The organism is Oceanobacillus alkalisoli, from assembly GCF_022213125.1.
GTDB lineage: Bacteria > Bacillota > Bacilli > Bacillales > Amphibacillaceae > Oceanobacillus > Oceanobacillus alkalisoli.
Genome location: NZ_JAKNRA010000002.1, coordinates 105,308 through 127,525, shown reverse-complemented (window position 1 = coordinate 127,525; position 22,218 = coordinate 105,308). Strand labels below are relative to the sequence as shown.

Below are 22,218 nucleotides of genomic sequence, written 5' to 3'. Positions count from 1 at the left end.
GGTTATTAAAGCGCTTACATTCAATCGATCTTCGTATGAATAATAATCTTTTTATGAAATTTGGGAGGAATGGGAAATGGAATTATTTAAATCAATGGAAAAATATGAGTATGAACAATTAGTGTTTTGCCAAGATAAGGCATCAGGACTAAAGGCAATTATCGCGATTCATGATACAACGCTGGGACCTGCGCTTGGAGGAACGAGAATGTGGACGTATGATTCAGAAGAGGCAGCGATTGAGGATGCGCTTCGCCTTGCCAAAGGGATGACATACAAAAATGCTGCAGCCGGACTCGATTTAGGTGGTGGGAAGACGGTTATTATCGGAGACCCGAAAAAGGACAAAAATCCAGAATTATTCCGTGCTTTCGGACGTTTCATTCAAGGGTTGAACGGACGCTATATTACTGCTGAGGATGTAGGCACAACAACAGAAGATATGGATCTTATTCATCTGGAAACCGAGTTCGTAACGGGAACCTCACCGACTTCGCCTGACGCAGCCGGCAACCCGTCGCCAATAACTGCTTATGGAATTTATAAAGGAATAAAAGCAACAGCGAAAGAAACATTCGGTTCTGATTCCTTAGAAGGTAAAACAATTGCCGTTCAAGGAGTTGGTAATGTCGCTTATTCGCTTTGTGAATATCTCCATGATGAAGGTGCTGAATTAATCGTGACGGATATTAATGAAGCAGCGGTTCAAAGAGCTGTAGAAGCGTTCGGAGCAACAGCTGTTGGACCGGATGAAATTTATAGTGTTGAATGCGATATATTCACTCCTTGTGCATTAGGTGGGGTTATTAATGATGAAACGATTCCTCAATTTAAAGCGAAAATGATTGCCGGCTCAGCAAATAACCAGCTTGCAGAAGAAAAACATGGTGACATCATCCATGAAATGGGAATTGTTTATGCACCGGATTATGTTATTAACGCAGGTGGAGTTATTAATGTTGCGGATGAGCTTGCCGGTTATAATAAGGGAAGGGCATTAAAGAAAGTTGAGGTTATCTATTCCAACCTGGAACGTGTCTTTGAAATTTCCAGAAGAGATAATATCCCGACTTACGTTGCAGCTGACAGAATGGCTGAGGAACGAATTAAAGCGAAACGGGAATCACGCAGCCAATTCTTAACGAATGAGCGATCAATTTTAAATCGTTAAGATTGGAATGGAGACCGGAAAGGAGTAATGGACGATGGCAGAGGATTACGATTTAGTCATATTAGGCGGAGGTACGGGTGGATATGTCGCAGCCATTCGGGCTTCCCAGCTTGGATTAAAGACAGCAGTCGTTGAAAATAAGAAGCTCGGAGGAACTTGTCTCCACCAGGGCTGTATCCCTTCTAAAGCTTTATTGCGCAGTGCTGAAGTATATCGTCAGACAAAAGAAGCCAGTGAGTACGGCATAGAAACGAAGGATACAACAATTAACTTTACAAACGTACAGGCAAGAAAAAATACGATTGTTGAGCGCTTGCATCAAGGTGTACAGGGACTGATGAAAAAAGGTGAAATTGATGTTTATCAAGGATTTGGAAGAATTCTTGGACCAAGCATCTTTTCTCCGATGCCTGGCACGATATCGGTCGAATACGCCAATGGAGATGAAAATACAATCTTAACTCCTAAAAACGTCATCATCGCAACTGGATCACATCCGCGTTCGTTGGATGGATTAGCATTTGACGGGAAGCAAGTCTTATCTTCAGACGATGTCTTGCAGCTGGATGAACTTCCAAGCTCTGTACTCATCATTGGCGGTGGGGTAATTGGAATTGAATGGGCATCCATGCTGAATGACTTCGGAGTGGAAGTAACGGTCATTGAATATGCAAAACAAATTTTACCGACGGAAGACGAGGCAATTGCTAAAGAGATGGAACGCCTGCTTCAGAAGAAAGGCATTACCTTTGTAAAAGAAGCGAATGTCCTTCGTGATACATTGGAAATTGCAGACGAAGTTTCCATCCAAGCTGAAGTGAAAGGTATAGCAACAACATATCAAGCGGAAAAAATTCTCGTATCAGTCGGAAGAACGGCTAATGTAACAAACATTGGACTTGAAAATACGGATATTCAGGTGGAAAATGGTTTCATTAAAACAAACTCATTCATGCAAACGAAAGAATCTCATATTTATGCGATAGGCGACGTTATCGGTGGCATGCAGCTTGCCCATGTCGCTTCTTATGAAGGAATAAGGGCGGTTGAGCATCTGGCGAATGAAAATCCGTTGCCACTTGATTATGAAACGATTCCAAGCTGCATCTATTCCAGTCCAGAAGCGGCTCATGTCGGTTTGACGGAGAAGGAAGCGAAGGATAAGGGCTACAATGTGAAAATCGGTAAGTTCCCGTTCCAAGCAGTCGGTAAAGCATTAGTCTATGGTGAATCTGCGGGTTTTGTAAAAATAATCGCGGACGTCGATTCGGATGATTTATTGGGCGTTCACATGATCGGTCCACATGTCACAGATATGATTTCAGAAGCAGGACTTGCAAAAGTTCTTGATGCAACACCATGGGAAATTGCAACTGGTGTACACCCGCATCCTACGCTCTCAGAAGCAATTGGCGAAGCAGCACTTGCTGTCGATGGTAATCAGATCCACGGCTAAGGATAGAAGAACAAAGGAGTGATTAAAAGATGAGTTCAAATCGTCATCAACAAGCAGGTTTAACAGATGAACAGGTACTTGATATGTATAAAACGATGCTGCTTGCAAGGAAAATTGATGAACGGATGTGGCTGCTGAACCGTTCAGGTAAGATTCCCTTCGTTATATCTTGTCAAGGTCAGGAAGCAGCACAGATTGGAGCTTCTTTTGCTCTAGATCGGGAGCGGGATTGGAGTGCGCCATATTATCGCGACTTAGGTGTCGTTTTGGCGTTCGGTATGACAGCAAAAGATTTAATGCTTTCCGCCTTTGCGAAAGCGGAAGATCCAAATTCAGGCGGCAGACAAATGCCAGGACACTTTGGCCAAAGGAAAAACCGGATATTAACTGGCTCTTCTCCCGTTACAACACAGCTGCCACATGCAGTAGGTGTTGCTTTGGCTGGTAAAATGGAGCATGAAGATTTTGTTTCTTTTGTTACACTTGGTGAAGGTTCAACAAACCAAGGGGATTTCCACGAAGGTTTGAATTTCGCTGGTGTACACAAACTCCCTGTTATCACGATGGTTGAAAACAATAAGTACGCCATATCTGTCCCATTCGAACGTCAGGTTGCGAGTGAGAACGTGTCAATCCGTGCTAAAAGTTATGGCATGCATGGCGTCACCGTTAATGGTAATGATCCGATTGAAGTTTATTCCGCTGTTAAAGAAGCGCGGGAGCGTGCGGTTAACGGTGATGGCCCGTCACTTATTGAAGCAGTGACATATCGCCTTACAGCTCACTCGAGTGATGATGATGATCGCACATATCGAGAAAAAGAGGAAGTGGAGGAAGCGAAAAAAGATGACTGTATCCTTACTTTCTCTACTTACTTAAAGGAATCCGGTGTACTTACAGAGAAAAGAGAAGAACAGATTAAACGTGAAGTACAGGAGATAGTAAACGAAGCAACTGAATATGCAGAACAAGCCCCTTATGCAGAGCCAGAACATGCATTACGCTACGTTTACGAAGAACAGGAGGGATAAGAGAAATGACAGTTATGTCTTATATACAAGCGGTAACTACTGCATTACGAGAAGAAATGCAACGTGATGAAAAAGTATTTATACTCGGTGAAGATGTTGGTAAAAAAGGTGGTGTATTCCGGGCGACGGATGGGCTTTACAATGAGTTTGGCGCCACGCGCGTCCTGGATACCCCACTATCCGAATCAGCAATTGCCGGCGTTGGAATCGGCGCTTCAATGTATGGGTTGCGTCCGGTAGCTGAAATGCAATTTGCAGACTTCATCTTGCCGGCATTCAACCAGATTATTTCGGAAGCAGCTAAAATCCGTTATCGTTCCAATAATGACTGGCAGGCGCCAATTACAATCCGAGCTCCATATGGCGGTGGTGTACATGGTGCTTTATATCATTCTCAATCTGTCGAAGCGATGTTTGCGAACCAGCCTGGACTTAAAATTGTCATGCCATCAACCCCTTATGATGTAAAAGGATTGCTTAAAGCAGCAATCCGTGATAATGATCCTGTGTTATTTTTTGAACATAAACGCGCATATCGGCTCATCAAAGGGGAAGTACCCGAAGATGACTATGTTCTTCCGATTGGAAAAGCAGATGTGAAGCGGGAAGGGGATGACATCACGGTTATTACGTATGGGCTCGGTGTACACTTTGCCCTTCAAGCAGCAGAGAAACTTGCTGAAGAAGGCATCGAAGCTCATATACTCGATTTACGAACAGTTTATCCGCTTGATCAGGAAGCAATTATTGAGGCGGCAACAAAGACCGGAAAAGTGTTGCTCGTTACAGAGGATAATAAAGAAGGAAGCATTATTGGGGAAGTGGCAGCAATAATAGCTGAGAATTGTCTGTTCGACCTGGATGCACCAATTAAGCGTCTTGCTGGACCGGATGTTCCAGCCATGCCTTATGCTCCCACTATGGAAAAATACTTTATGATCAACCCGGAAAAAGTCGAGAAAGCGATGCGTGATTTAGCCGAATTTTAAGCTTTAGGAGGATGAAAAATGGCCTTGGAAAAAATTACAATGCCTCAGCTCGGGGAAAGCGTGACAGAAGGTACAATTACAACCTGGCTTGTTCAGCCCGGGGATAGTGTTGAGAAGTATGATCCAATTGCAGAAGTAATGACAGATAAGGTAAACGCTGAAGTACCATCTTCTTTTTCAGGAGTGATTAAAGAACTTGCTGCAAATGAAGGAGATACTATTGCGGTTGGTGAGGTAATGTGTCAAATTGAAATAGAAGGCGGGGGCGCACTTCCTGAGAACGAGCAAACATCAGCAGGAAATGAAACAACAGAAACTATTTCTGCTGAACAGAAGGACGCAACGATGAAGAAAAGATTTTCTCCGGCTGTTTTATCATTAGCCCAGGAAAATAATATTGATTTAAATGTAGTGGAAGGTTCTGGGCGTGGTGGACGGATTACGAGAAAAGATATTGAGAAAATAATCGCCTCCGGAAACATTCCGCAACGGGAAGCAACGCCAGGGGCAAAAGAGTTCCAGGAGATACAGCAAAAAGTGAAACGTTCAGTTGAACCTGCAGTTCGAACGAAGACTGGTGACATTGAAATCCCGGTGACTGGTGTAAGGAAAGCGATTGCCCAAAAAATGGTCACATCGGCTCAAGAGATTCCACACGCCTGGATGACGGTGGAGACAGATGTAACCGATCTTGTTAACTACCGTAATGCGGTTAAGAATGAGTTTAAACAACAAGAAGGCTATAATTTAACTTTCTTTGCATTTTTTGTTAAAGCTGTAGCGCAGGGCTTAAAAGAATTCCCGCAGCTTAACAGTACATGGGCCGGGGATAAAATTATCCAACGTAAAGCAATCAATATTTCCATTGCAGTAGCGAGTGATGAGGAGTTATTTGTTCCAGTAATTAAAAATGCTGACGAGCTGTCGATCAAAGGTATTGCCCGCGAAATCACCGAGTTAGCCCAGAAAGCAAGAAATGGTCAATTAACGGCTGAAGATATGAGTGGTGGCACGTTTACAGTGAATAATACAGGCACATTTGGATCGGTACAATCGATGGGAATCATCAATCATCCACAAGCAGCAATCCTGCAAGTGGAATCGATCGTTAAACGTCCGGTAATTATTCATGATATGTTTGCAGCAAGAGATATGGTTAATCTCTGCTTATCATTAGATCATCGTGTGCTAGACGGGTTGATCAGCGGCAAGTTCTTGAGAAGAGTAAAGGAAATTCTTGAGAATACGAATGAAGATACGACTACTATTTACTAAGAGTTCGTTAGGAAGGGATTTTTAGGAATTTATTTAATTGAAATTACTAATATTCCCTGATAAGCTAAATATGTATTTAGACTAATTTTATTTTAATTGGGAAAGGAGAGTTTGTGATGGATTTTAACTTGTTTATGAATGATATTGTCGACGCTGCTCGTAAAGATATAACTGAAGCTGGTTTTCAAGAGCTCAGAACACCGGAAGAGGTGGATGAAGCGCTCAAACAAAAAGGAACAACACTTGTCATGGTTAACTCGACATGTGGATGTGCAGGAGGTATTGCTCGTCCAGCTGCAGGCACTTCCATTCATTATGATCGACGACCGGATCACTTGGTAACCGTATTTGCTGGTCAGGACCGGGAGGCTACAGAGCGGGCAAGAGAATATTTTGAAGGGTATCCGCCATCATCCCCATCTTTTGCGTTACTTAAGGACGGAGAAATTGTATCGATGCTGGAACGTCACGATATCGAAAACTATAGCCCTATGGAAGTAATGATTAAACTCCAAGCATTATATGATGTGCACTGTGAAGAGGTCTAACCGATTTTAATAGAGACTGACGGTATTTAGTCAGTCTCCTTTTTACTAGAGTCTTACATAACATAATAAATTAAAAAAGACCGGTCTGATTCACCAGTCTTTGTAAGTTCATAATATTTAGTATTAGGATTCATTAAAACGCGAAGGCGGCCAATCCGTATGTGAATGTTGACAACAACATGAGGATAATCATGACGTATACAATAATTTTTGTCCTGCGCTGACGTTTTGATTGTCTTTTTGAATAAGATTGTTTGGACAATTCTCTGACCTCCTTATCACAATTACTACTCTTAAACATTTTAACGTGAAATTGCTCATTGGACAAGTGTAAAGATTTCGGAAAATGAATTTGTCATGGATTTGTTGGAGAATGGGGGAAAATTATATGCCGGAAAAGTATAATCACGAGAAAACAAAATGGGAAGAAGATGTTAAGAAAACATTAAAGCGCTTTCCTGAGCGTAAGAGAGCGTTTCATACATCATCTGAGATCCCGATTGACTATTTGTATGGATCAAAGGAAGCGAACTATCCGTTAGGGTATCCGGGGCAATATCCTTATTTACGTGGGATTCAACCGACCATGTATCGCAGCAGGTTATGGACGATGCGACAATATGCGGGATTCGGTTCAGCAATCGAAACGAATAAAAGATTTCGTTATTTGTTAGAACAAGGGCAAACAGGACTTTCCGTTGCATTTGACTTACCGACGCAAATTGGCTATGACTCAGACGATGCGATGAGTGAAGGAGAAGTCGGTAAAGTAGGAGTAGCAATTGATACATTAGCTGATATGGAAAAACTGTTGGATCAAATTCCACTTGATCAAGTAAGTACTTCGATGACAATCAACGCTCCTGCAGCTATTCTTTTATGCATGTATATTGCAGTAGGAGAGAAGCAAGGGGTATCTTCAGAAAAGCTTACTGGAACGATTCAAAATGATATTTTAAAAGAATATATTGCAAGGGGTACATATATTTTCCCGCCAAAACCATCGATGCGATTAATTACAGATATATTCGCCTATTGTCAGGAGAATTTGCCTAAATTCAATACGATAAGTATTTCCGGTTACCATATTCGGGAAGCCGGTTCGAATGCCGTCCAGGAAGCTGCATTCACAATTGCGAATGGAATGGCTTATGTTGACGCCGCAATCGAGTCTGGACTTGATGTGGATTCATTCGCACCGCGCCTGGCTTTCTTCTTTAATGCCCATAATGAATTCTTTGAAGAGATTGCTAAATTCCGGGCAGCAAGAAGAATTTGGGCAAAAATAATGAAAGAACATTATCATGCGAAGGATCCAAAGAGCTGGAAATTACGATTTCATACCCAAACAGGCGGCTCAACATTAACCGCGCAGCAACCGGATAATAATATTGTCCGTGTAACCATGCAAGCTCTTGCGGCAGTCCTAGGCGGCACACAAAGCCTGCATACAAACTCACGTGATGAAGCTTTATCATTGCCGACAGAGGAGTCTGCAAGAATTGCTTTACGGACCCAACAGATTATTGCCCATGAAAGTGGCGTTGCGGATACGGTAGACCCGCTTGGCGGTTCTTATTATGTGGAAGCGTTAACAGATGAACTCGAAGAAAAGGTAATGGATTATTTAGACCGGATTAAAGCGTACGGAGGTGCCGTACAAGCGATTGAAGAAGGATATATGCAACGGGAAATCCATCATAACGCGTATGAAACTCAAAAGCGGATTGAGAGTGAAGAAGAAATCATCGTCGGTCTTAACCAATTTAAAGTGGAAGAAGAGGTTAATCCTGATCTGTTGAAAGTAGATGAGGAGCTTGAGCAAGCCCAAATAAATAATCTGCAGCAAATCCGCGGAGAACGAAATCAAAAAGAAGTGGACCGCAAGCTGCAAGCATTGCGTACAAATGCAAAAAATCAGAAGGAAAATTTGATTCCGTATATATTAGATGCTGTAAAAGCATATGCTTCCGTCGGAGAAATTTGCCGCGTGTTACGTGATGAGTTTGGGGAGTATACAGGATTTTAAGGGGGGAAGGTATCGTGAGAAAAATTAGAATACTAATAGCTAAGCCTGGACTCGATGGGCATGATCGCGGAGCTTTAGTTATTGCTCAAGCAATGCGTGACCACGGAATGGAAGTAATTTATACCGGTCTTCGTCAATCACCTGTACAAATTGCAACAGCTGCAGTTCAAGAAGATGTTGACGTTGTTGGTTTATCCTCCTTATCCGGAGCCCATAATACGCTATTTCCAAAAGTACTGGAGGAACTTGAGAAACGAAATGCAGGCGATATTCCAGTGATTGGCGGAGGGGTTATTCCGAATGAAGATATTCCGTTTCTGCTTGAAAAGGGCATTAAACGTATTTTCACTAGCGGTTCACCAACGGAAGAAATGGCTATTTATTTAAAGCAGCTTCTACGACCGGAAGAAACACCAATCCCACCGAAACAGATTGCTCATCTCGGGATTGCGGTTAAAAAAATCGAAGAAGTATTACCTTTTTATACCAATGCGATAGGTCTCGAGGTAGAAGCAATTGAAGAGGTAGAGTCAGAAGGTGTTAAAATAGCATTCTTAAAAGTTGGAGAAACACGAATTGAATTACTCGAACCGTTACATGAACAATCTCCTATAAACTCTTTTCTTGCGCAGCGGGGAGAAGGTGTCCATCATATCGCTTTTGAAGTGGAAGATTTAACAAGCAGACTCTCCAAATTAAAAGAAAAAGGTGTTCGGCTTATCAATGAAGAATCGAAGCAAGGCGCAAACAATAGTCAAATCGCGTTCATCCATCCGAAAGAGGCGCATGGTGTCTTAGTTGAGTTATGTGAGCATCCAGAAGGAAGTGAAGACTGATGGATATATATGATAAGATTAATGAATTATATGATAAACGGAGAGAAGTCGAACTAGGCGGTGGTGACGAACGGATCAAGAGGCAACATGAAAAAGGTAAAATGACTGCAAGGGAACGGATCGATTACCTTTTGGATGAGGATACATTTGTTGAACTGAATCCTTTTGTCGAAACCCGCACCTCTGACTTCAGTATGAACGGTGATTCGAGTAACAAAGGTGAAGGTGTGGTAACCGGATACGGGAAAATAGAAGGGAGATCTGTCTATTTATTTGCCCAAGATTTTACGGTGTATGGTGGTGCACTTGGAGAAATGCATGGGAAGAAAATTGCAGCTGTTATGGATCTTGCAGCAAAGACGAGAGTGCCGTTTATCGGACTGAGTGATTCAGGTGGTGCGCGAATCCAGGAAGGTGTTTCCTCTTTGGATGGTTATGGACAGGTGTTTTACCGTAATTCCATTTATTCTGGTGTCATTCCGCAGATTTCAGTTATTATGGGGCCAAGTGCTGGTGGTGCCGTCTATTCACCGGCAATCACTGATTTTGTTATTATGGTGGAGAAGACGTCTCAAATGTTTATTACAGGGCCGAAAGTGATTGAAACTGTCACGGGAGAGAAGATATCCTCAGAAGATTTAGGGGGAGCATACATTCATAACACGAAAAGTGGAAATGCCCATATCAAGACTTCAACTGAAGAAGCAGCTCTCGATTCGGTCAAAAAGCTACTATCTTATATTCCGGCAAATTTTGAGGAAAAATTAAAGCCGCTCCCCTATGAAACGAAAAGCATGGAAGAAGAATTTCGTCCAGCTCTGACTGATCTTGTTCCATTTGATCCCGTTCGGCCATATGATGTGAAAAATATAATTGAGAATATTGTTGATACGGACAGTTTTTTTGAAATACATCAAGACTTTGCTAAGAATATTGTTGTTGGCTTTGCCCGGATAAAAGGGGAAGCGATTGGTCTCGTCTGTAATCAGCCGAAGTATATGGCCGGTGGACTAGATATCGATTCAAGTGATAAGGCATCTCGATTTATTCGTTTCTGTGACTGCTTTAATATACCAATTATTACATTTGAAGATGTTACTGGATTTTTCCCTGGTGTCAAACAGGAACATGGTGGTATTATACGACATGGGGCAAAGATTTTATACGCTTATTCCGAAGCAACCGTTCCGAAAATTACCGTGATTACAAGAAAAGCATTTGGCGGTGCGTATGTTGCTTTAAATAGTAAGTCAATCGGTGCGGATCTCGTTTATGCATGGCCGAATGCTGAAATTGCTGTCATGGGGCCTGAAGGAGCGGTTAATATCATTTATGGTAGGGAAATTGCAGAAAGTGATAATCCTGAGAGCTTGCGCGCTGAGAAAATCGCAGACTACCGCGAGAAATTCGCGAATCCTTATGTAGCAGCAGGTTTAGGAATGGTTGATGACGTCATCGATCCTAGAGAGACGAGAATCAAGCTCATCCAAGCCTTGGAAATGCTGCGGGATAAACAGGAGGAACGCCCTCATAAAAAGCACGGGAACATCCCCTTATGATGTAATAAAGGACCTGGAGGCTAAAAGATGGATATAGTAAATGAAACAAGATTAGTCGAGGAATTCCTTGAACTCGTTCAAGTGGATTCCGAAACAGGACATGAAGCAGAAATTGCATCCGTCCTTAAAAAGAAATTTACTGATCTTGGTGTGGAAGTGATGGAAGATAATGCAAAGGAAAAGACAGGACACGGAGCAGGGAATTTAATTTGTACACTGAAAGGGACTAAATCGGATATAGATACTATTTACTTCACATCCCATATGGATACTGTCGTACCAGGTAATCATATTCAACCCATAATCGAGGACGGGTTTATTAAATCAGACGGCACGACCATTCTCGGCGCAGATGATAAAGCTGGCCTTGCAGCAATTTTAGAAATGATTCGTTTATTACAAGAGCAGCAAGTCGAGCATGGTGATATTCAATTTATCATTACAGTCGGGGAAGAGTCCGGTCTGGTTGGTGCAAAAGCATTGGACAGTTCCCTGATTCATGCGTCATACGGCTATGCAATTGATAGTAATGGCGAGATTGGTGACATCATTGTTGCAGCTCCGAATCAGGCAAAAATTTTCGCAACTGTAAAAGGCAAAACCGCCCACGCAGGGGTCGAGCCAGAAAAAGGTGTCTCTGCGATTACAATAGCAGCTAAAGCAATATCCAAAATGCCGCTTGGTAGAATTGATGAAGAAACAACTGCAAACATCGGCCGCTTTGAAGGTGGACAACAAACGAATATCGTTGCGGATCATGTAGATATCATTGCAGAAGCTCGTTCTTTAGATCGGAAAAAGCTTGATAAACAGACAGCCGCAATGAAAGAAGCGTTCGAACACGCAGCAAGCGAACTTGGTGGTGAGGCGGAAGTAGAAATAAAACTGATGTACCCTGGTTATAAACAAGAAAGCGGGGACCAAGTGGTGGAAGTTGCTAGGAGGGCTGCAAAAGCAATTGGTAGAGAAAGTAAATTGCTGAAAAGCGGCGGTGGCAGTGATGCTAATATCATTGCCGGTTTTGGGATTCCAACGGTGAATCTCGCAGTAGGGTATGAAGAAATCCATACGACAAAAGAAAGAATCTCTGTAGATAATTTGCGTAAGATTACAGAACTCATTACAGCAATTGTTATGGAGACAGCAAAATAACAATACAATCAAGCATCCATTGCCCTGTGAATAGGACGTAATGGATGCTTTTTCTATGCTATACTTATAGTAAGAGTAACAACCAATCAGTAAAGGGTGGTTAACATGTCTACGTTGCAGCGAACAGCAAGAAGAAGAATCATTTTTCATATAGACATGAACAGTTTTTATGCCTCCGTTGAAATGGCCTTCAATCCAGATCTTAAAGGAAAGCCTGTCGCTATCGCGGGAAATCCTGAAGAAAGAAAAGGGATTATTGTAACGAGCAGCTATGAAGCAAGGGCGAAAGGGGTCCGGACAACGATGACGGTTTGGCAGGCGAAAAAGCTTTGCCCGGAGCTCATTATTTTGAAACCAAATTTCCAACGTTACCGGGCCGCTTCAAGTGAAATCTTTCGGATGTTGTCTGAAATAACGCCACTTGTTCAACCGGTCTCCATTGATGAGGGGTATTTGGATGTAACAGATGTAGAGAGTCTAGGTACCCCGGTAGAAATTGCACAAAACTTACAAAATCGCATATTGAATGAACTTGATTTACCGTGCAGTATCGGTATTGCCCCAAATAAATTTCTGGCTAAAATGGGTTCAGACCTCAAAAAACCCCTTGGTATAACAATTATTCGCAAACGGGAATTATCTAAAACATTATGGCCGCTTCCCATTGATAAAATGTATGGTGTGGGGGAAAAGACAGCAGAAAAGTTAAAAGCAATAAAGATTCACACGATTAAAGATCTGGCAGAAGCAGATGTTTATGAGTTACGCCAATTGCTTGGAATTAACGGCGAACGACTAATCAATCGGGCAAATGGTATTGACAACAGGGAAGTCGACCCTGATGCGATATTTGATTTCAAGAGCATTGGCAATTCACAAACCTTACCTTATGATACGACGAGCCATCAAGAGATTTACCAATTGCTTGATAAGCTTTCTGAAAAGGTGATTAGCCGCATGAAACGAAAAGAAGTCGTTGGAAAAAGTGTGCAAATTATGATTCGTTATCATGACCGGAAGACGGTTACGCGAAGCAGGAAGCTGGATACATATATCGATGAAAAATCAGAATTATTACCGATTGCGACTGAGTTATTTGAACATCACTGGAACGAAGAACCAATCCGGCTGTTAGGTGTGACCGCTCAGCATCTGGAAGATAAGCGTAACGTTGGAGAGCAGCTTGATTTATTTACCTATGAAGAAGCTGTAAAAAAAGAGAAATTAGAGCAGACGGTAAAGGAATTAGCGGATAAATTTGGCGTGGGTACATTTAAAACATTACCTAGCAAGCAAGACAACGACTCTAACAAATTCACAACAAGCTTTCAAAAAGACTTCCTTGATGACTTTAAAAAATAATGTTACGCACTCTGTGTATCTCTCACAGAAATCCGCAGTCCCATGGGAATGAGCGCATGGGCTGCGGAGCTCGAAAGGACGTTTATAAATAAACCAAGAACATTTGTGACATCAGTCATGAGCGGGTCATTTCATGATTCTCTTTACAACTGAAGTGTTCAGCTTGCTTCCTTGGTAACGGAATGGAAAATCAAATTTCGTTGTTTGTTTAAGAATACCTTTTTGATGGGTGAATGTATCAAAGCCGTATTGGCCGTGATAGGCACCCATCCCGCTTTGGCCCACACCGCCAAAGGGCAAGAATGGATTGCCTAAATGGTAGACAGCGTCGTTAATCGCACCCCCTCCAAAGGAAATAAACTCGATAACTTGCTGCTGGATTTTTTCATTTTCACCGAAATAATAAAGAGCAAGCGGTTTTTCTTTGCGCTTGATTTTATATAAGGCATCTTCAATATTTCGAAACGTAAGGATAGGTAGGAGAGGACCGAAAATTTCTTCCTGCATAATCGGGTCATCCCATGTCACTTTATCCAGCACGGTCGGCTCGATTAAACGCGTATCTGGTTCATATCCCCCGCCATGAATCACTTTTTCTTGATCAATAAAGTTTATCAATCGGTTGAAATGCTTCTCGTTTATGATTTTCGTGTAATTCTCATTGTATAACGGATGTTTTCCAAATAACGATTTAATTTGTTTGACGAGAGCTTTCATAAATTTAAATTTGACATCATCGTGAACATACAGATAATCCGGAGCCACACAAGTTTGTCCTGCATTAGTGAATTTTGCCCACGTAATTCGTTTGGCAGCAAGATTTACGTTGGCATCAGAATCAATGATTGCTGGACTCTTCCCACCCAGTTCAAGTGTTATCGGTGTTAAATGTTCACTTGCTGCTTTCATCACAATTTTTCCAACGCTTGTACTTCCTGTGAAAAAGATATAATCAAATCGTTCTCCGAGGAGGGTCTGTGTCGTTTCGACTCCACCTTCCACGACAACAATTAAAGAAGGATCAAACGTATCCTGAATGAGCGTACTTAGCAATTGGGAAGTTGCTTTTGCATGTTCAGATGGTTTAATCATCACACAGTTTCCAGCCGCAAGCGCTGCTATTGCTGGTGCAAGGGCAAGGTGCAGCGGATAATTCCAAGGTGAAATAACGAGCACAACACCGTAAGGCTCTTTCATAATATAGGATTTTGACCCTTTATGCGAAAGCGGGGAAGGTACCTTTTCTGGCGCCATCCATGCCTTTAAATTTTTTAATGTAAAATCAATTTCGGAATATAAAAAGCCTAATTCTGTTACGAAGGCCTCATGTTTTGACTTGTTGAGATCCTGTTTTAAAGCATAATAGATCTCTGTTTCATTTTCTTTAAGCATACTTTTCAATTTTAATAAACTTTCTTTGCGATATTCAAATTCAAGCGTATTCCCGTGAATGAAGAAGGTTCGCTGATTTTCTAGTAATTCTGGAATATAATTCATTTTTATCTCTCCTAAAGTCCGTGTAACGCTTATCTATTACCTGATATTGTGATGATAAAAATCGTTTGCAAGCTCCGTATCCGGGAAAATTACTCGTGCTTCCTGCAGTAAATCCTCATCGTCTTCTTGCTGATACCGTGATGAAATATGAGTCATGATCAACTGTTTCACATTGCCCTCTTTTGCAAGAGTAGCGGCTTGCTTCGTTGTGCTATGAAAGTATTGAAACGCTAAATCTTCCTGTTCCGCCTTGAAGGTTGCTTCATAGATTAAAACATCAGATTGTTCAACAAATGTAGTAAAGCTTGCGCTATAACGGGTATCTCCCATTACAGTAACGATTTTCCCCGGTTTATCCGGTCCAATGAAATCTTTGCGGTATAGTGTACCGAACTGTTCCGTATTGATATATTCATTATTTTTAATTTTACCGTATAAAGGTCCTGGTGGAATACCTTTAGCTTGTAATTTGCTTGCAAGTAATTCTCCAGGTGAATCTTTTTCAACAATTCGGTAACCGAAACTTGGGACGCCGTGGTCCAGCTCCTTTACATAAATCGTAAAGTTATTTTCTTTAATCACGGATCCGTCTTTTATTTCAACAATTGTAATCGGATAGTTGAGATGAGATTTACTGATACGGAGCGCCGTTTCGACATAATCACGTAATCCAGTTGGGCCGTAAAGCGTAACCGCATCATCCCCTCCTTGGAAGGAGCGGCTGCTTAACAGGCCTGGCAGGCCGAAAATATGATCGCCATGTAAATGGGTGATAAATATTTTGTTTATTTTCCTCGGTTTTATTGAGGTGTGTAGTATTTGGTGCTGGGTTGCTTCTCCGCAATCAAATAACCAAATTTGGTTCTCTTCCTGCAGGAGTTGCAGGGCAATAGCTGATACATTTCTTCCTTTTGAAGGAAGGCCAGCACCAGTACCAAGAAATGTGATTTCCATGCGATTTCCTCCGCGATAAATAGTTTACATATTCATTCAACATACCTAGCCTGATACGGCTAGATATACTTATACTTTCATTCAGCGTAAGTGTCCGAAACTCACTTCTGGACTGCTACCAGGGAAAACTTAATTTGGAACGCTATTTATTATTCCAAAGATATAATTTTTTCGTGACATGGTACTGGAATAAATGCTATTAATAATAATCATCCCAACCAGTTCAGTTGCCCGGTGGACGGTGACTCCTGCGGGAATAGCACGAGTCTGGAGACCCCGCAGGGCGGCAGCCCGAGGAGCTCTAGCAGTGCCCAAGGATGCGCATCCGTCCACCGGGCAACTGAACGGCGATTAGAGAGCATTTCAAGAGAACGTGCAAATCACTTACGCTGAATGAAAGCGATGGATGGTTTATTTAAAAATATTTCGGATATGGTGTGCTTTATCTGGGACATCGGTAATGATGCCGGAACAATGAAGTTTCAAGCATTTTTTAATCGAGATCGTACGATTTACAGTATAGACCCGGATAGGAAGATGGGCTGCTTCACATGCTTTGACTAAAGAAGGTGTAAGCAGCGTATGCTTGACATGTAGAGAGCTTGCTCCTAATTCTTTAGCATAGTCTGCAAGATTAGGGTGTTTTCCTGACCGGAGAAAAGCAACATCTAAAGTATGATCGAGCTGCCTCATCCGTTTGACACTTTCTGGATTGAAGCTTGAAATTGTCGTGCGCTGCTTTACTTGGTATTTTCTGATTGCATCAAGCACTTTTATTTCGATATCTTCATAGTCTATTTTATTATTTTTCAGTTCCAAATTTAAATGTAACGGCTTATCACTGGCCCACTCTAAGAATTCTTCAAGTGTCAAAATTCGTGTTCCAATGAACGTAGCTGCAAAATAAGCGCCAGCATCCAAGGTCTTTAGTTCTTCCAAATGATAATCTTTAATATGACCTCTTCCATTTGTCGTTCTCCGTAAATCCTCATCATGAATCAGAATTGGAATGCCGTCTTTTGTTAATTGTATATCCGTTTCGATTCCGTCTGCTTCCATTTGATAAGCAAGGCGAAAAGCAGGCAGCGTATTTTCTGGTGCATATTTACTTGCTCCGCGGTGAGCGAATATCATCGTCTGCAATTGATCCATCCTTTCGAAATCAGATAGGCTTATACCCGATGCTGCTCATAGATATTTCGTTTTGTATGTTCTTTTAACTTTACATACAAATCTTCCGGTAAATCAGCGGTTAAATCAGCTGCTGTATTTTCCATGACCTGTTCTTTCGTGCTTGCTCCAAATGTGATTGTTGTAACGGCAGGATGTTGTAGGACATATTTTAATGCTAGTTCGTTCATTGGCATTCCTCCAGCGAGTTCTGCTATAGCTTCAGCCGTTTCCAGCAGCTCGGTCTGATTGTAGTCCAGAAAGCCTTTTGCTGCTTTCTTTGTAATATTTTCTTTATAATATGTACTCAACATGCCTTTCGCTAGTGGTCCTCTTACAATCGCACTGATTTGATTCGATTCCAGCTGCTTTAAGACACTTTCTTCGGGTCTCCGGTCGAGCAAGTTATATTGCAGCATCACACCATCAATAGAAGATTTGTTAATGAACGTATCAATCACATTCGGTCGAATGGAGGAAATTCCGTAAGCCCGGATCAATCCATCTTGTTTCAATTCTTCCATCGCTTCAATCGTTTCTTCTATTGGATCATCCAATGTTCCGCCGTGAAGCATGAAGAAGTCAATATAGTCGGTCTGGAGCCGTTTTAAGCTTTCTTTTGCTGCTTGTACGATATATCCTTTTGAAGGATCCCAGAACCAGTCCTTCGTTTCTTTCGAGAAGTGGTTCCCAGCTTTTGTAGTTAAGATTATATCTTGTCTTCTATCTTTAATAATCTCCCCGATAATTTCCTCGTTCAATCCAAAATCATATAAATCTGCTGTATCAAGATGATTAATTCCTTGTGCTAATGCAGTATCGATAATTTCTTTTGCTTTATTTTTATCTTGTCCAAGGGACATACAACCGAGAGTAAGCTCAGATACATAAATATCAGATTTCCCTAATTGATTTCTTTTCAATTAAAACACCCCGCTAATTCATAACTTATCCCCATTATAAGGAAGTTTCGTGACATACGCCAATCAGTTAGTAGTTTTAAGGAATAAATATATGATAAAATGGGGAATAAAAGAAAGAATGAAGGAGATAACAATGAATAACTTTGAAGAGAAAACAATCCATACAGAAAAAATATTCAACGGAAAAATTATTGACTTGCAAGTGGATGATGTTGTCTTGCCAAACGGGGAGAATTCGAAGCGGGAAATCGTCAAACACCCGGGAGCTGTAGCAGTTATCCCGATTACAAAAGATAACAAAATCGTATTCGTGAAACAATATCGTAAACCACTTGAAAAAACATTAGTGGAGATACCAGCAGGGAAATTGGATAATAATGAGCAACCACTGGCGGCAGCAATTCGTGAACTGGAGGAAGAGACGGGTTATACGACGAAAGAATTGAATTTTGTCACATCATTCTACTCATCTCCAGGTTTTGCTGATGAACTTGTTTATATATACGTTACCGATACATTGGAAAAATTGGAGACGCCCGTTCCAGGGGACGACGATGAATTTGTTGAAATTGTTGAATTAACTTTGGACGAAGCGAAACAATATGTCGAGGAAGAAATGATTCATGACGCCAAAACAAATTATGCCGTTCTCTACTTACATGCGCTAGGGAGGATGTAATGCAATTATCATCGTATTTTGTAGATTTGCATATTCATATCGGCAGGGATCATGCTAATCGTCCGGTAAAAATTACCGGAGCAACGTCACTTACTTTATCCAATGTTTTAAAAGAAGCAGATGAGAAGAAAGGATTGGATATGGTTGGCGTCATTGATTGTCACGTACCTGCCGTGCAAGCTGAAATTCAGGAACTAATTGATACAAAGCAGGCTTTAAGCTTGAGTGATGGTGGGATTCGGTTCAAGCAAGTGACGTTGATTCTCGGTTCAGAAATTGAAATATATGATGAAAATTGCAAAGGACCAATTCATGTTCTTTGCTTTTTCCCAACACTTGAAAGCATTAGCACCTTTACTGCCTGGCTTAAAGAACGAATGACAAATATTAATCTGAGCTCCCAAAGGTACTATGGTTCTGCAAAGGATTTGCAGTATAAAGTAAAAGAGTTATCCGGCTTATTTATTCCTGCTCACATATTTACCCCATTCAAAAGTTTATACGGTAAAGGGGTAGAGCGGTCTCTACGGGAAGTACTGGATGATTCGCTGATTGATGCGGTTGAACTTGGTCTTAGTTCGGACACGTATATGGTTGAGGGGATCGATGAGCTTCACCCTTATACATTTTTAACAAACTCTGATGCCCATTCATTAGGAAAGATGGCGAGGGAATATCAGGAAGTCCTCATGGAAACACCGAGCTTCAAGGAGCTTTACTATGCAATCCACCAAGTCGAAGGAAGAAAGGTCGTTCGTAACTTCGGCATGAATCCGCGTCTTGGGAAGTATTATCATACGGTTTGTAAAAACTGCTTGCATCCTGCGCCAAAAAATGAATCGTGCAGTAATTGCGGTTCCTTGAAACGGATAAACGGTGTAAAAGAACGGATCGATACGTTAAAAACGAATGAAAATACGAGAGAACGTCCTGTTTATATTCATCAAGTCCCACTTGACTTCATCCCTTCTCTAGGTCCGAAAACTTATACAAAACTATTAACTGCATTCGGTACGGAAATGAATATCATCCACCGGGTAAGCAAGGAAGAGTTGGAAGTGATTGTTCCGGCTAAACTTGCCGACATGATAATAACCAACCGGAATGGAGAATTGCAAATAGCTGCAGGTGGCGGCGGTAAATATGGGAAAGTGATTACTGGAGAGAGTGATTCTAGCGAGTAAGTGTTTTCGGAACGTGAGTCTATTAATGAGTTCTATTTAAAGATAGACCCTCATAGCATAACTATAGAAAGATGCTAAGGAGGGTCCACATGCAAGAGTTTAAATTAAGGTTCGCAAACCATATACAGTCCCATGCAATTATCTATTTATTTATGTGTATTCTGCTGTTAACCGGGATTATTTTTGGTGCAGTCCTCGTTAACAGCATGAATTTTATCCAGAAACAGGACTTGTTTTTCTATTTGGAACGGTTTTTCAATCATACCTTGGACGAACAAGATGTGGACCGCTTTACAGTATGGAAAGATAGTTTTTATTTTCATTTAAAATATCTTTTATTATTATCTGTTCTTGGGCTTTCCGTGATTGGATTACCAATCATCTGGATTTTACTATTTATTAAAGGGTTGGTCATCGGTTTTTCGGTCGGCTTTATTGTGAATCAACTCGGTTCAGAAGGGTTGTTGTTTGCTTCTTTAACCATTGCACCGCATAATTTAATTGTTATTCCGATTTATATTTTTGCAGGTACAATGGCAATGTTGTTTGCGCTCTTCAGTCTGAGAAAGATTTTTTCAAGAAGAAATGTGGATTCGCTTTGGCAGCCTTTTGTCAATTACATTATTATATTCTCAATGCTGATTTTGTTATCGGGTGGTGCGGCGTTAGCGGAAGTGTACATTTCTGGAGGCCTAATGGAAATGTTAATCAAATCATTTTACTTATAATCGAACCTTCTTTATAATTATTATTAATATAAACTAATAAACTATACTTTGACACGCTTAAGAATGGCGCCTATAATAAAGTTGGGATTATGAGGGAGGCGAACGAGGAATGGAACATCGGATTGAACAAATTAAAAAACAACTCCATGCACAGAATTATAAATTGACCCCACAACGTGAAGCGACTGTAAGGGTATTGATAGAGAGAGAAGAAGATCATCTAAGTGCGGAGGATGTTTATTTATTAGTTAAAGAAAAGTCGCCTGAAATTGGTTTAGCTACCGTCTATCGAACATTAGAATTATTATCTGAATTAAAGATTGTCGATAAAATAAATTTTGGAGATGGTGTCTCTCGATATGATCTTCGTAAAGAAGGCGCTAAACATTTTCATCACCATCTAGTTTGTATTGAATGTGGATCCGTTGAAGAAATTGTAAATGATTTATTAGAAGATGTAGAAAAAATTGTTGAAAATGATTTTGGTTTCCAAGTAAAGGATCACCGTTTGACATTCCATGGAATTTGTAAACAATGTCAGGAAACCGTTGTGAAAGCACAATAATCAATGTAAAGAGCAGCTTTGTCCAAAACGGGATGAAGCTTTTTTTGTTATTCCACCTATGGTAAATTATAGATAAAGGGAGATGAGCGTGATGCTTTATAATGAACTGGAAGATTTTTTGCATTTTTTACAAATCGAAAGGGGGCTTGCTGCCAATACCTTGACCTCCTATAAACGCGATTTAAAGAGCTACATACAACATTTGGAGAAAACAGCGATGAAAACGAACTGGAAAGAAATTTCGCGTCCGGACATTTTGCAATTTCTCTTTCATTTGAAAGATAGCGGGAAATCAACTGCGACAATTTCCCGGCATATTTCATCTATTCGTGCTTTCCACCAATTTTTAGTAAGAGAGCAAATCGTTACACAAGATGCAAGCCTTCATATCGAAAAACCAAAAAATGAACGGACATTACCGGATGTACTTTCTCAAGATGAATTGGATAAGCTTCTTGAAATAACCGATAGCAAACCGTTAGATTTACGCACGAAAGCGATGCTGGAACTTTTATATGCAACAGGTCTCAGGGTGACGGAAATGATTGAACTGAAAACAAATGATTTGCATCTTATGATGGGGTTTGTTCAGTGTTTTGGAAAAGGTTCTAAAGAACGAATTGTTCCTTTAGGAAATACAGCTATCCATGCGATTGAAGATTATTTAGATAATGCAAGACCGAAGCTATTGAAAGGGCAAAATACGCAAACGCTTTTTGTCAATCAGCACGGTAGACCCTTGTCGCGTCAAGGATTTTGGAAGATTTTGAAGAAAAAAGCGCTGGAAGCTGGCATTACCAAAAATATAACCCCACATACATTACGCCACTCCTTCGCTACCCATCTGCTCGAGAATGGCGCTGACCTGCGAATTGTTCAGGAGATGCTTGGCCATGAGGACATTTCAACTACACAAATCTATACACATGTTACAAAAACAAGACTGAAAGATATGTACAACGCCTACCATCCAAGAGCATAACAGACACATTCATCCCATATTTCATATCAAATGGATATGGGATTTTTAATATAGGTAGCTATAAAATATAAATGTTGTTATAACCACAGTTGCTGGCAGTGGCCACGTCCGGATCCAGCGACCAGCAA

21 protein-coding genes are annotated in these 22,218 nt (G+C 41.0%); 16 read left to right on the top strand and 5 right to left on the bottom strand.

Annotated features, from left to right (window positions below):
• Positions 1-76: 76 nt before the first annotated feature.
• The 6 genes from L3V42_RS05230 (at position 77) to L3V42_RS05205 (ending at position 6,470) form a co-directional block, all read left to right on the top strand.
• Positions 77-1,171 carry a Leu/Phe/Val dehydrogenase gene (locus L3V42_RS05230; RefSeq protein WP_235760857.1) on the top strand — a complete coding sequence of 365 codons (1,095 nt, stop codon included), beginning with the start codon at positions 77-79 and terminating at the stop codon, positions 1,169-1,171.
• A 34-nt stretch (positions 1,172-1,205) separates the two neighbouring features.
• A complete protein-coding gene (lpdA, locus tag L3V42_RS05225; RefSeq protein WP_235760856.1) occupies positions 1,206-2,627 on the top strand; it encodes a dihydrolipoyl dehydrogenase in 1,422 nt (473 codons plus the stop codon).
• Positions 2,628-2,656: 29 nt separating this feature from the next.
• Positions 2,657-3,658, top strand: coding sequence for a thiamine pyrophosphate-dependent dehydrogenase E1 component subunit alpha (locus L3V42_RS05220; RefSeq protein WP_235760855.1), 1,002 nt, complete (start codon positions 2,657-2,659; stop codon positions 3,656-3,658).
• 5 nt (positions 3,659-3,663) lie between these two features.
• Positions 3,664-4,647 (top strand): alpha-ketoacid dehydrogenase subunit beta, encoded by a 984-nt coding sequence (locus tag L3V42_RS05215; RefSeq protein WP_238471494.1) that lies wholly within the window; start codon positions 3,664-3,666, stop codon positions 4,645-4,647.
• Positions 4,648-4,665: 18 nt separating this feature from the next.
• Entirely contained in the window at positions 4,666-5,922 is a 1,257-nt protein-coding gene (locus tag L3V42_RS05210) for a dihydrolipoamide acetyltransferase family protein (protein ID WP_235760853.1), read from the top strand.
• Between the two features lie 116 nt (positions 5,923-6,038).
• Positions 6,039-6,470, top strand: coding sequence for a BrxA/BrxB family bacilliredoxin (locus tag L3V42_RS05205; protein ID WP_235760852.1), 432 nt, complete (start codon positions 6,039-6,041; stop codon positions 6,468-6,470).
• A 133-nt stretch (positions 6,471-6,603) separates the two neighbouring features.
• Here the strand turns inward: L3V42_RS05205 and prli42 are convergent, their stop codons facing one another.
• A complete protein-coding gene (prli42, locus tag L3V42_RS18265; RefSeq protein ID WP_255770215.1) occupies positions 6,604-6,771 on the bottom strand; it encodes a stressosome-associated protein Prli42 in 168 nt (55 codons plus the stop codon).
• Positions 6,772-6,858: 87 nt separating this feature from the next.
• Between prli42 and L3V42_RS05195 the strand changes: the two genes are divergently transcribed.
• The 5 genes from L3V42_RS05195 to L3V42_RS05175 all read left to right on the top strand — a co-directional run bounded on the left by L3V42_RS05195 (position 6,859) and on the right by L3V42_RS05175 (position 13,408).
• Positions 6,859-8,499, top strand: a complete 1,641-nt coding sequence (locus tag L3V42_RS05195; RefSeq protein ID WP_235760851.1) for an acyl-CoA mutase large subunit family protein — start codon at positions 6,859-6,861, stop codon at positions 8,497-8,499.
• A gap of 14 nt (positions 8,500-8,513) precedes the next feature.
• On the top strand, positions 8,514-9,335 hold the full coding sequence (gene mce, locus L3V42_RS05190) for a methylmalonyl-CoA epimerase (RefSeq protein WP_235760850.1): 822 nt from the start codon (positions 8,514-8,516) through the stop codon (positions 9,333-9,335).
• Entirely contained in the window at positions 9,335-10,894 is a 1,560-nt protein-coding gene (locus L3V42_RS05185; protein WP_235760849.1) for an acyl-CoA carboxylase subunit beta, read from the top strand. Before mce ends, L3V42_RS05185 begins: the two co-directional genes overlap by 1 nt.
• 33 nt (positions 10,895-10,927) lie before the next feature.
• Positions 10,928-12,046: a M20/M25/M40 family metallo-hydrolase gene (locus tag L3V42_RS05180; RefSeq protein WP_438822737.1), complete on the top strand. Its 1,119-nt coding sequence runs from the start codon at positions 10,928-10,930 to the stop codon at positions 12,044-12,046.
• A gap of 105 nt (positions 12,047-12,151) precedes the next feature.
• Positions 12,152-13,408 (top strand): DNA polymerase IV, encoded by a 1,257-nt coding sequence (locus L3V42_RS05175; RefSeq protein WP_238471493.1) that lies wholly within the window; start codon positions 12,152-12,154, stop codon positions 13,406-13,408.
• Positions 13,409-13,534: 126 nt separating this feature from the next.
• Here L3V42_RS05175 and L3V42_RS05170 read toward each other — a convergent pair whose 3' ends face one another.
• From L3V42_RS05170 to L3V42_RS05155, 4 genes are all read right to left on the bottom strand, one after another.
• The gene (locus L3V42_RS05170) at positions 13,535-14,905 is read right to left on the bottom strand and encodes an aldehyde dehydrogenase (protein WP_238471492.1); all 1,371 of its coding nucleotides are present in this window, start codon (positions 14,903-14,905) and stop codon (positions 13,535-13,537) included.
• Positions 14,906-14,941: 36 nt separating this feature from the next.
• On the bottom strand, positions 14,942-15,859 hold the full coding sequence (gene rnz, locus L3V42_RS05165) for a ribonuclease Z (protein ID WP_238471491.1): 918 nt from the start codon (positions 15,857-15,859) through the stop codon (positions 14,942-14,944).
• 411 nt (positions 15,860-16,270) lie between these two features.
• Positions 16,271-16,993: a glycerophosphodiester phosphodiesterase gene (locus L3V42_RS05160; RefSeq protein WP_310739766.1), complete on the bottom strand. Its 723-nt coding sequence runs from the start codon at positions 16,991-16,993 to the stop codon at positions 16,271-16,273.
• A gap of 38 nt (positions 16,994-17,031) precedes the next feature.
• The gene (locus L3V42_RS05155; RefSeq protein ID WP_238471490.1) at positions 17,032-17,952 is read right to left on the bottom strand and encodes an aldo/keto reductase; all 921 of its coding nucleotides are present in this window, start codon (positions 17,950-17,952) and stop codon (positions 17,032-17,034) included.
• Between the two features lie 133 nt (positions 17,953-18,085).
• Here L3V42_RS05155 and L3V42_RS05150 point away from each other — a divergent pair, with 133 nt between their 5' ends.
• The 5 genes from L3V42_RS05150 (at position 18,086) to xerD (ending at position 22,090) form a co-directional block, all read left to right on the top strand.
• Positions 18,086-18,631: an NUDIX hydrolase gene (locus L3V42_RS05150; protein WP_238471489.1), complete on the top strand. Its 546-nt coding sequence runs from the start codon at positions 18,086-18,088 to the stop codon at positions 18,629-18,631.
• Positions 18,631-19,815, top strand: a complete 1,185-nt coding sequence (locus tag L3V42_RS05145; RefSeq protein ID WP_235760841.1) for an endonuclease Q family protein — start codon at positions 18,631-18,633, stop codon at positions 19,813-19,815. Before L3V42_RS05150 ends, L3V42_RS05145 begins: the two co-directional genes overlap by 1 nt.
• 89 nt (positions 19,816-19,904) lie before the next feature.
• Entirely contained in the window at positions 19,905-20,543 is a 639-nt protein-coding gene (gene spoIIM / locus L3V42_RS05140) for a stage II sporulation protein M (RefSeq protein ID WP_235760840.1), read from the top strand.
• A gap of 109 nt (positions 20,544-20,652) precedes the next feature.
• Positions 20,653-21,108: a ferric iron uptake transcriptional regulator gene (gene fur, locus L3V42_RS05135; protein ID WP_235760839.1), complete on the top strand. Its 456-nt coding sequence runs from the start codon at positions 20,653-20,655 to the stop codon at positions 21,106-21,108.
• Positions 21,109-21,199: 91 nt separating this feature from the next.
• Complete coding sequence (gene xerD, locus L3V42_RS05130; protein ID WP_235760838.1) at positions 21,200-22,090, top strand: site-specific tyrosine recombinase XerD; 891 nt, start codon at positions 21,200-21,202, stop codon at positions 22,088-22,090.
• The last annotated feature ends 128 nt before the right edge of the window (positions 22,091-22,218 follow it).

What these genes read in the sequence shown, in the direction of transcription:
- fur (WP_235760839.1), top strand. Translation starts at nt 20,653, where the DNA reads ATGGAACATCGGATTGAACAAATTAAAAAACAACTCCATGCACAGAAT.
- prli42 (WP_255770215.1), bottom strand. Translation starts at nt 6,771, where the DNA reads ATGTTTAAGAGTAGTAATTGTGATAAGGAGGTCAGAGAATTGTCCAAA.
- L3V42_RS05160 (WP_310739766.1), bottom strand. Translation starts at nt 16,993, where the DNA reads ATGATATTCGCTCACCGCGGAGCAAGTAAATATGCACCAGAAAATACG.
- L3V42_RS05230 (WP_235760857.1), top strand. Translation starts at nt 77, where the DNA reads ATGGAATTATTTAAATCAATGGAAAAATATGAGTATGAACAATTAGTG.
- L3V42_RS05210 (WP_235760853.1), top strand. Translation starts at nt 4,666, where the DNA reads ATGGCCTTGGAAAAAATTACAATGCCTCAGCTCGGGGAAAGCGTGACA.
- xerD (WP_235760838.1), top strand. Translation starts at nt 21,200, where the DNA reads ATGCTTTATAATGAACTGGAAGATTTTTTGCATTTTTTACAAATCGAA.
- L3V42_RS05215 (WP_238471494.1), top strand. Translation starts at nt 3,664, where the DNA reads ATGACAGTTATGTCTTATATACAAGCGGTAACTACTGCATTACGAGAA.
- L3V42_RS05220 (WP_235760855.1), top strand. Translation starts at nt 2,657, where the DNA reads ATGAGTTCAAATCGTCATCAACAAGCAGGTTTAACAGATGAACAGGTA.
- L3V42_RS05175 (WP_238471493.1), top strand. Translation starts at nt 12,152, where the DNA reads ATGTCTACGTTGCAGCGAACAGCAAGAAGAAGAATCATTTTTCATATA.
- L3V42_RS05185 (WP_235760849.1), top strand. Translation starts at nt 9,335, where the DNA reads ATGGATATATATGATAAGATTAATGAATTATATGATAAACGGAGAGAA.
- lpdA (WP_235760856.1), top strand. Translation starts at nt 1,206, where the DNA reads ATGGCAGAGGATTACGATTTAGTCATATTAGGCGGAGGTACGGGTGGA.
- L3V42_RS05170 (WP_238471492.1), bottom strand. Translation starts at nt 14,905, where the DNA reads ATGAATTATATTCCAGAATTACTAGAAAATCAGCGAACCTTCTTCATT.
- L3V42_RS05205 (WP_235760852.1), top strand. Translation starts at nt 6,039, where the DNA reads ATGGATTTTAACTTGTTTATGAATGATATTGTCGACGCTGCTCGTAAA.
- spoIIM (WP_235760840.1), top strand. Translation starts at nt 19,905, where the DNA reads ATGCAAGAGTTTAAATTAAGGTTCGCAAACCATATACAGTCCCATGCA.
- L3V42_RS05195 (WP_235760851.1), top strand. Translation starts at nt 6,859, where the DNA reads ATGCCGGAAAAGTATAATCACGAGAAAACAAAATGGGAAGAAGATGTT.
- L3V42_RS05150 (WP_238471489.1), top strand. Translation starts at nt 18,086, where the DNA reads ATGAATAACTTTGAAGAGAAAACAATCCATACAGAAAAAATATTCAAC.
- L3V42_RS05145 (WP_235760841.1), top strand. Translation starts at nt 18,631, where the DNA reads ATGCAATTATCATCGTATTTTGTAGATTTGCATATTCATATCGGCAGG.
- rnz (WP_238471491.1), bottom strand. Translation starts at nt 15,859, where the DNA reads ATGGAAATCACATTTCTTGGTACTGGTGCTGGCCTTCCTTCAAAAGGA.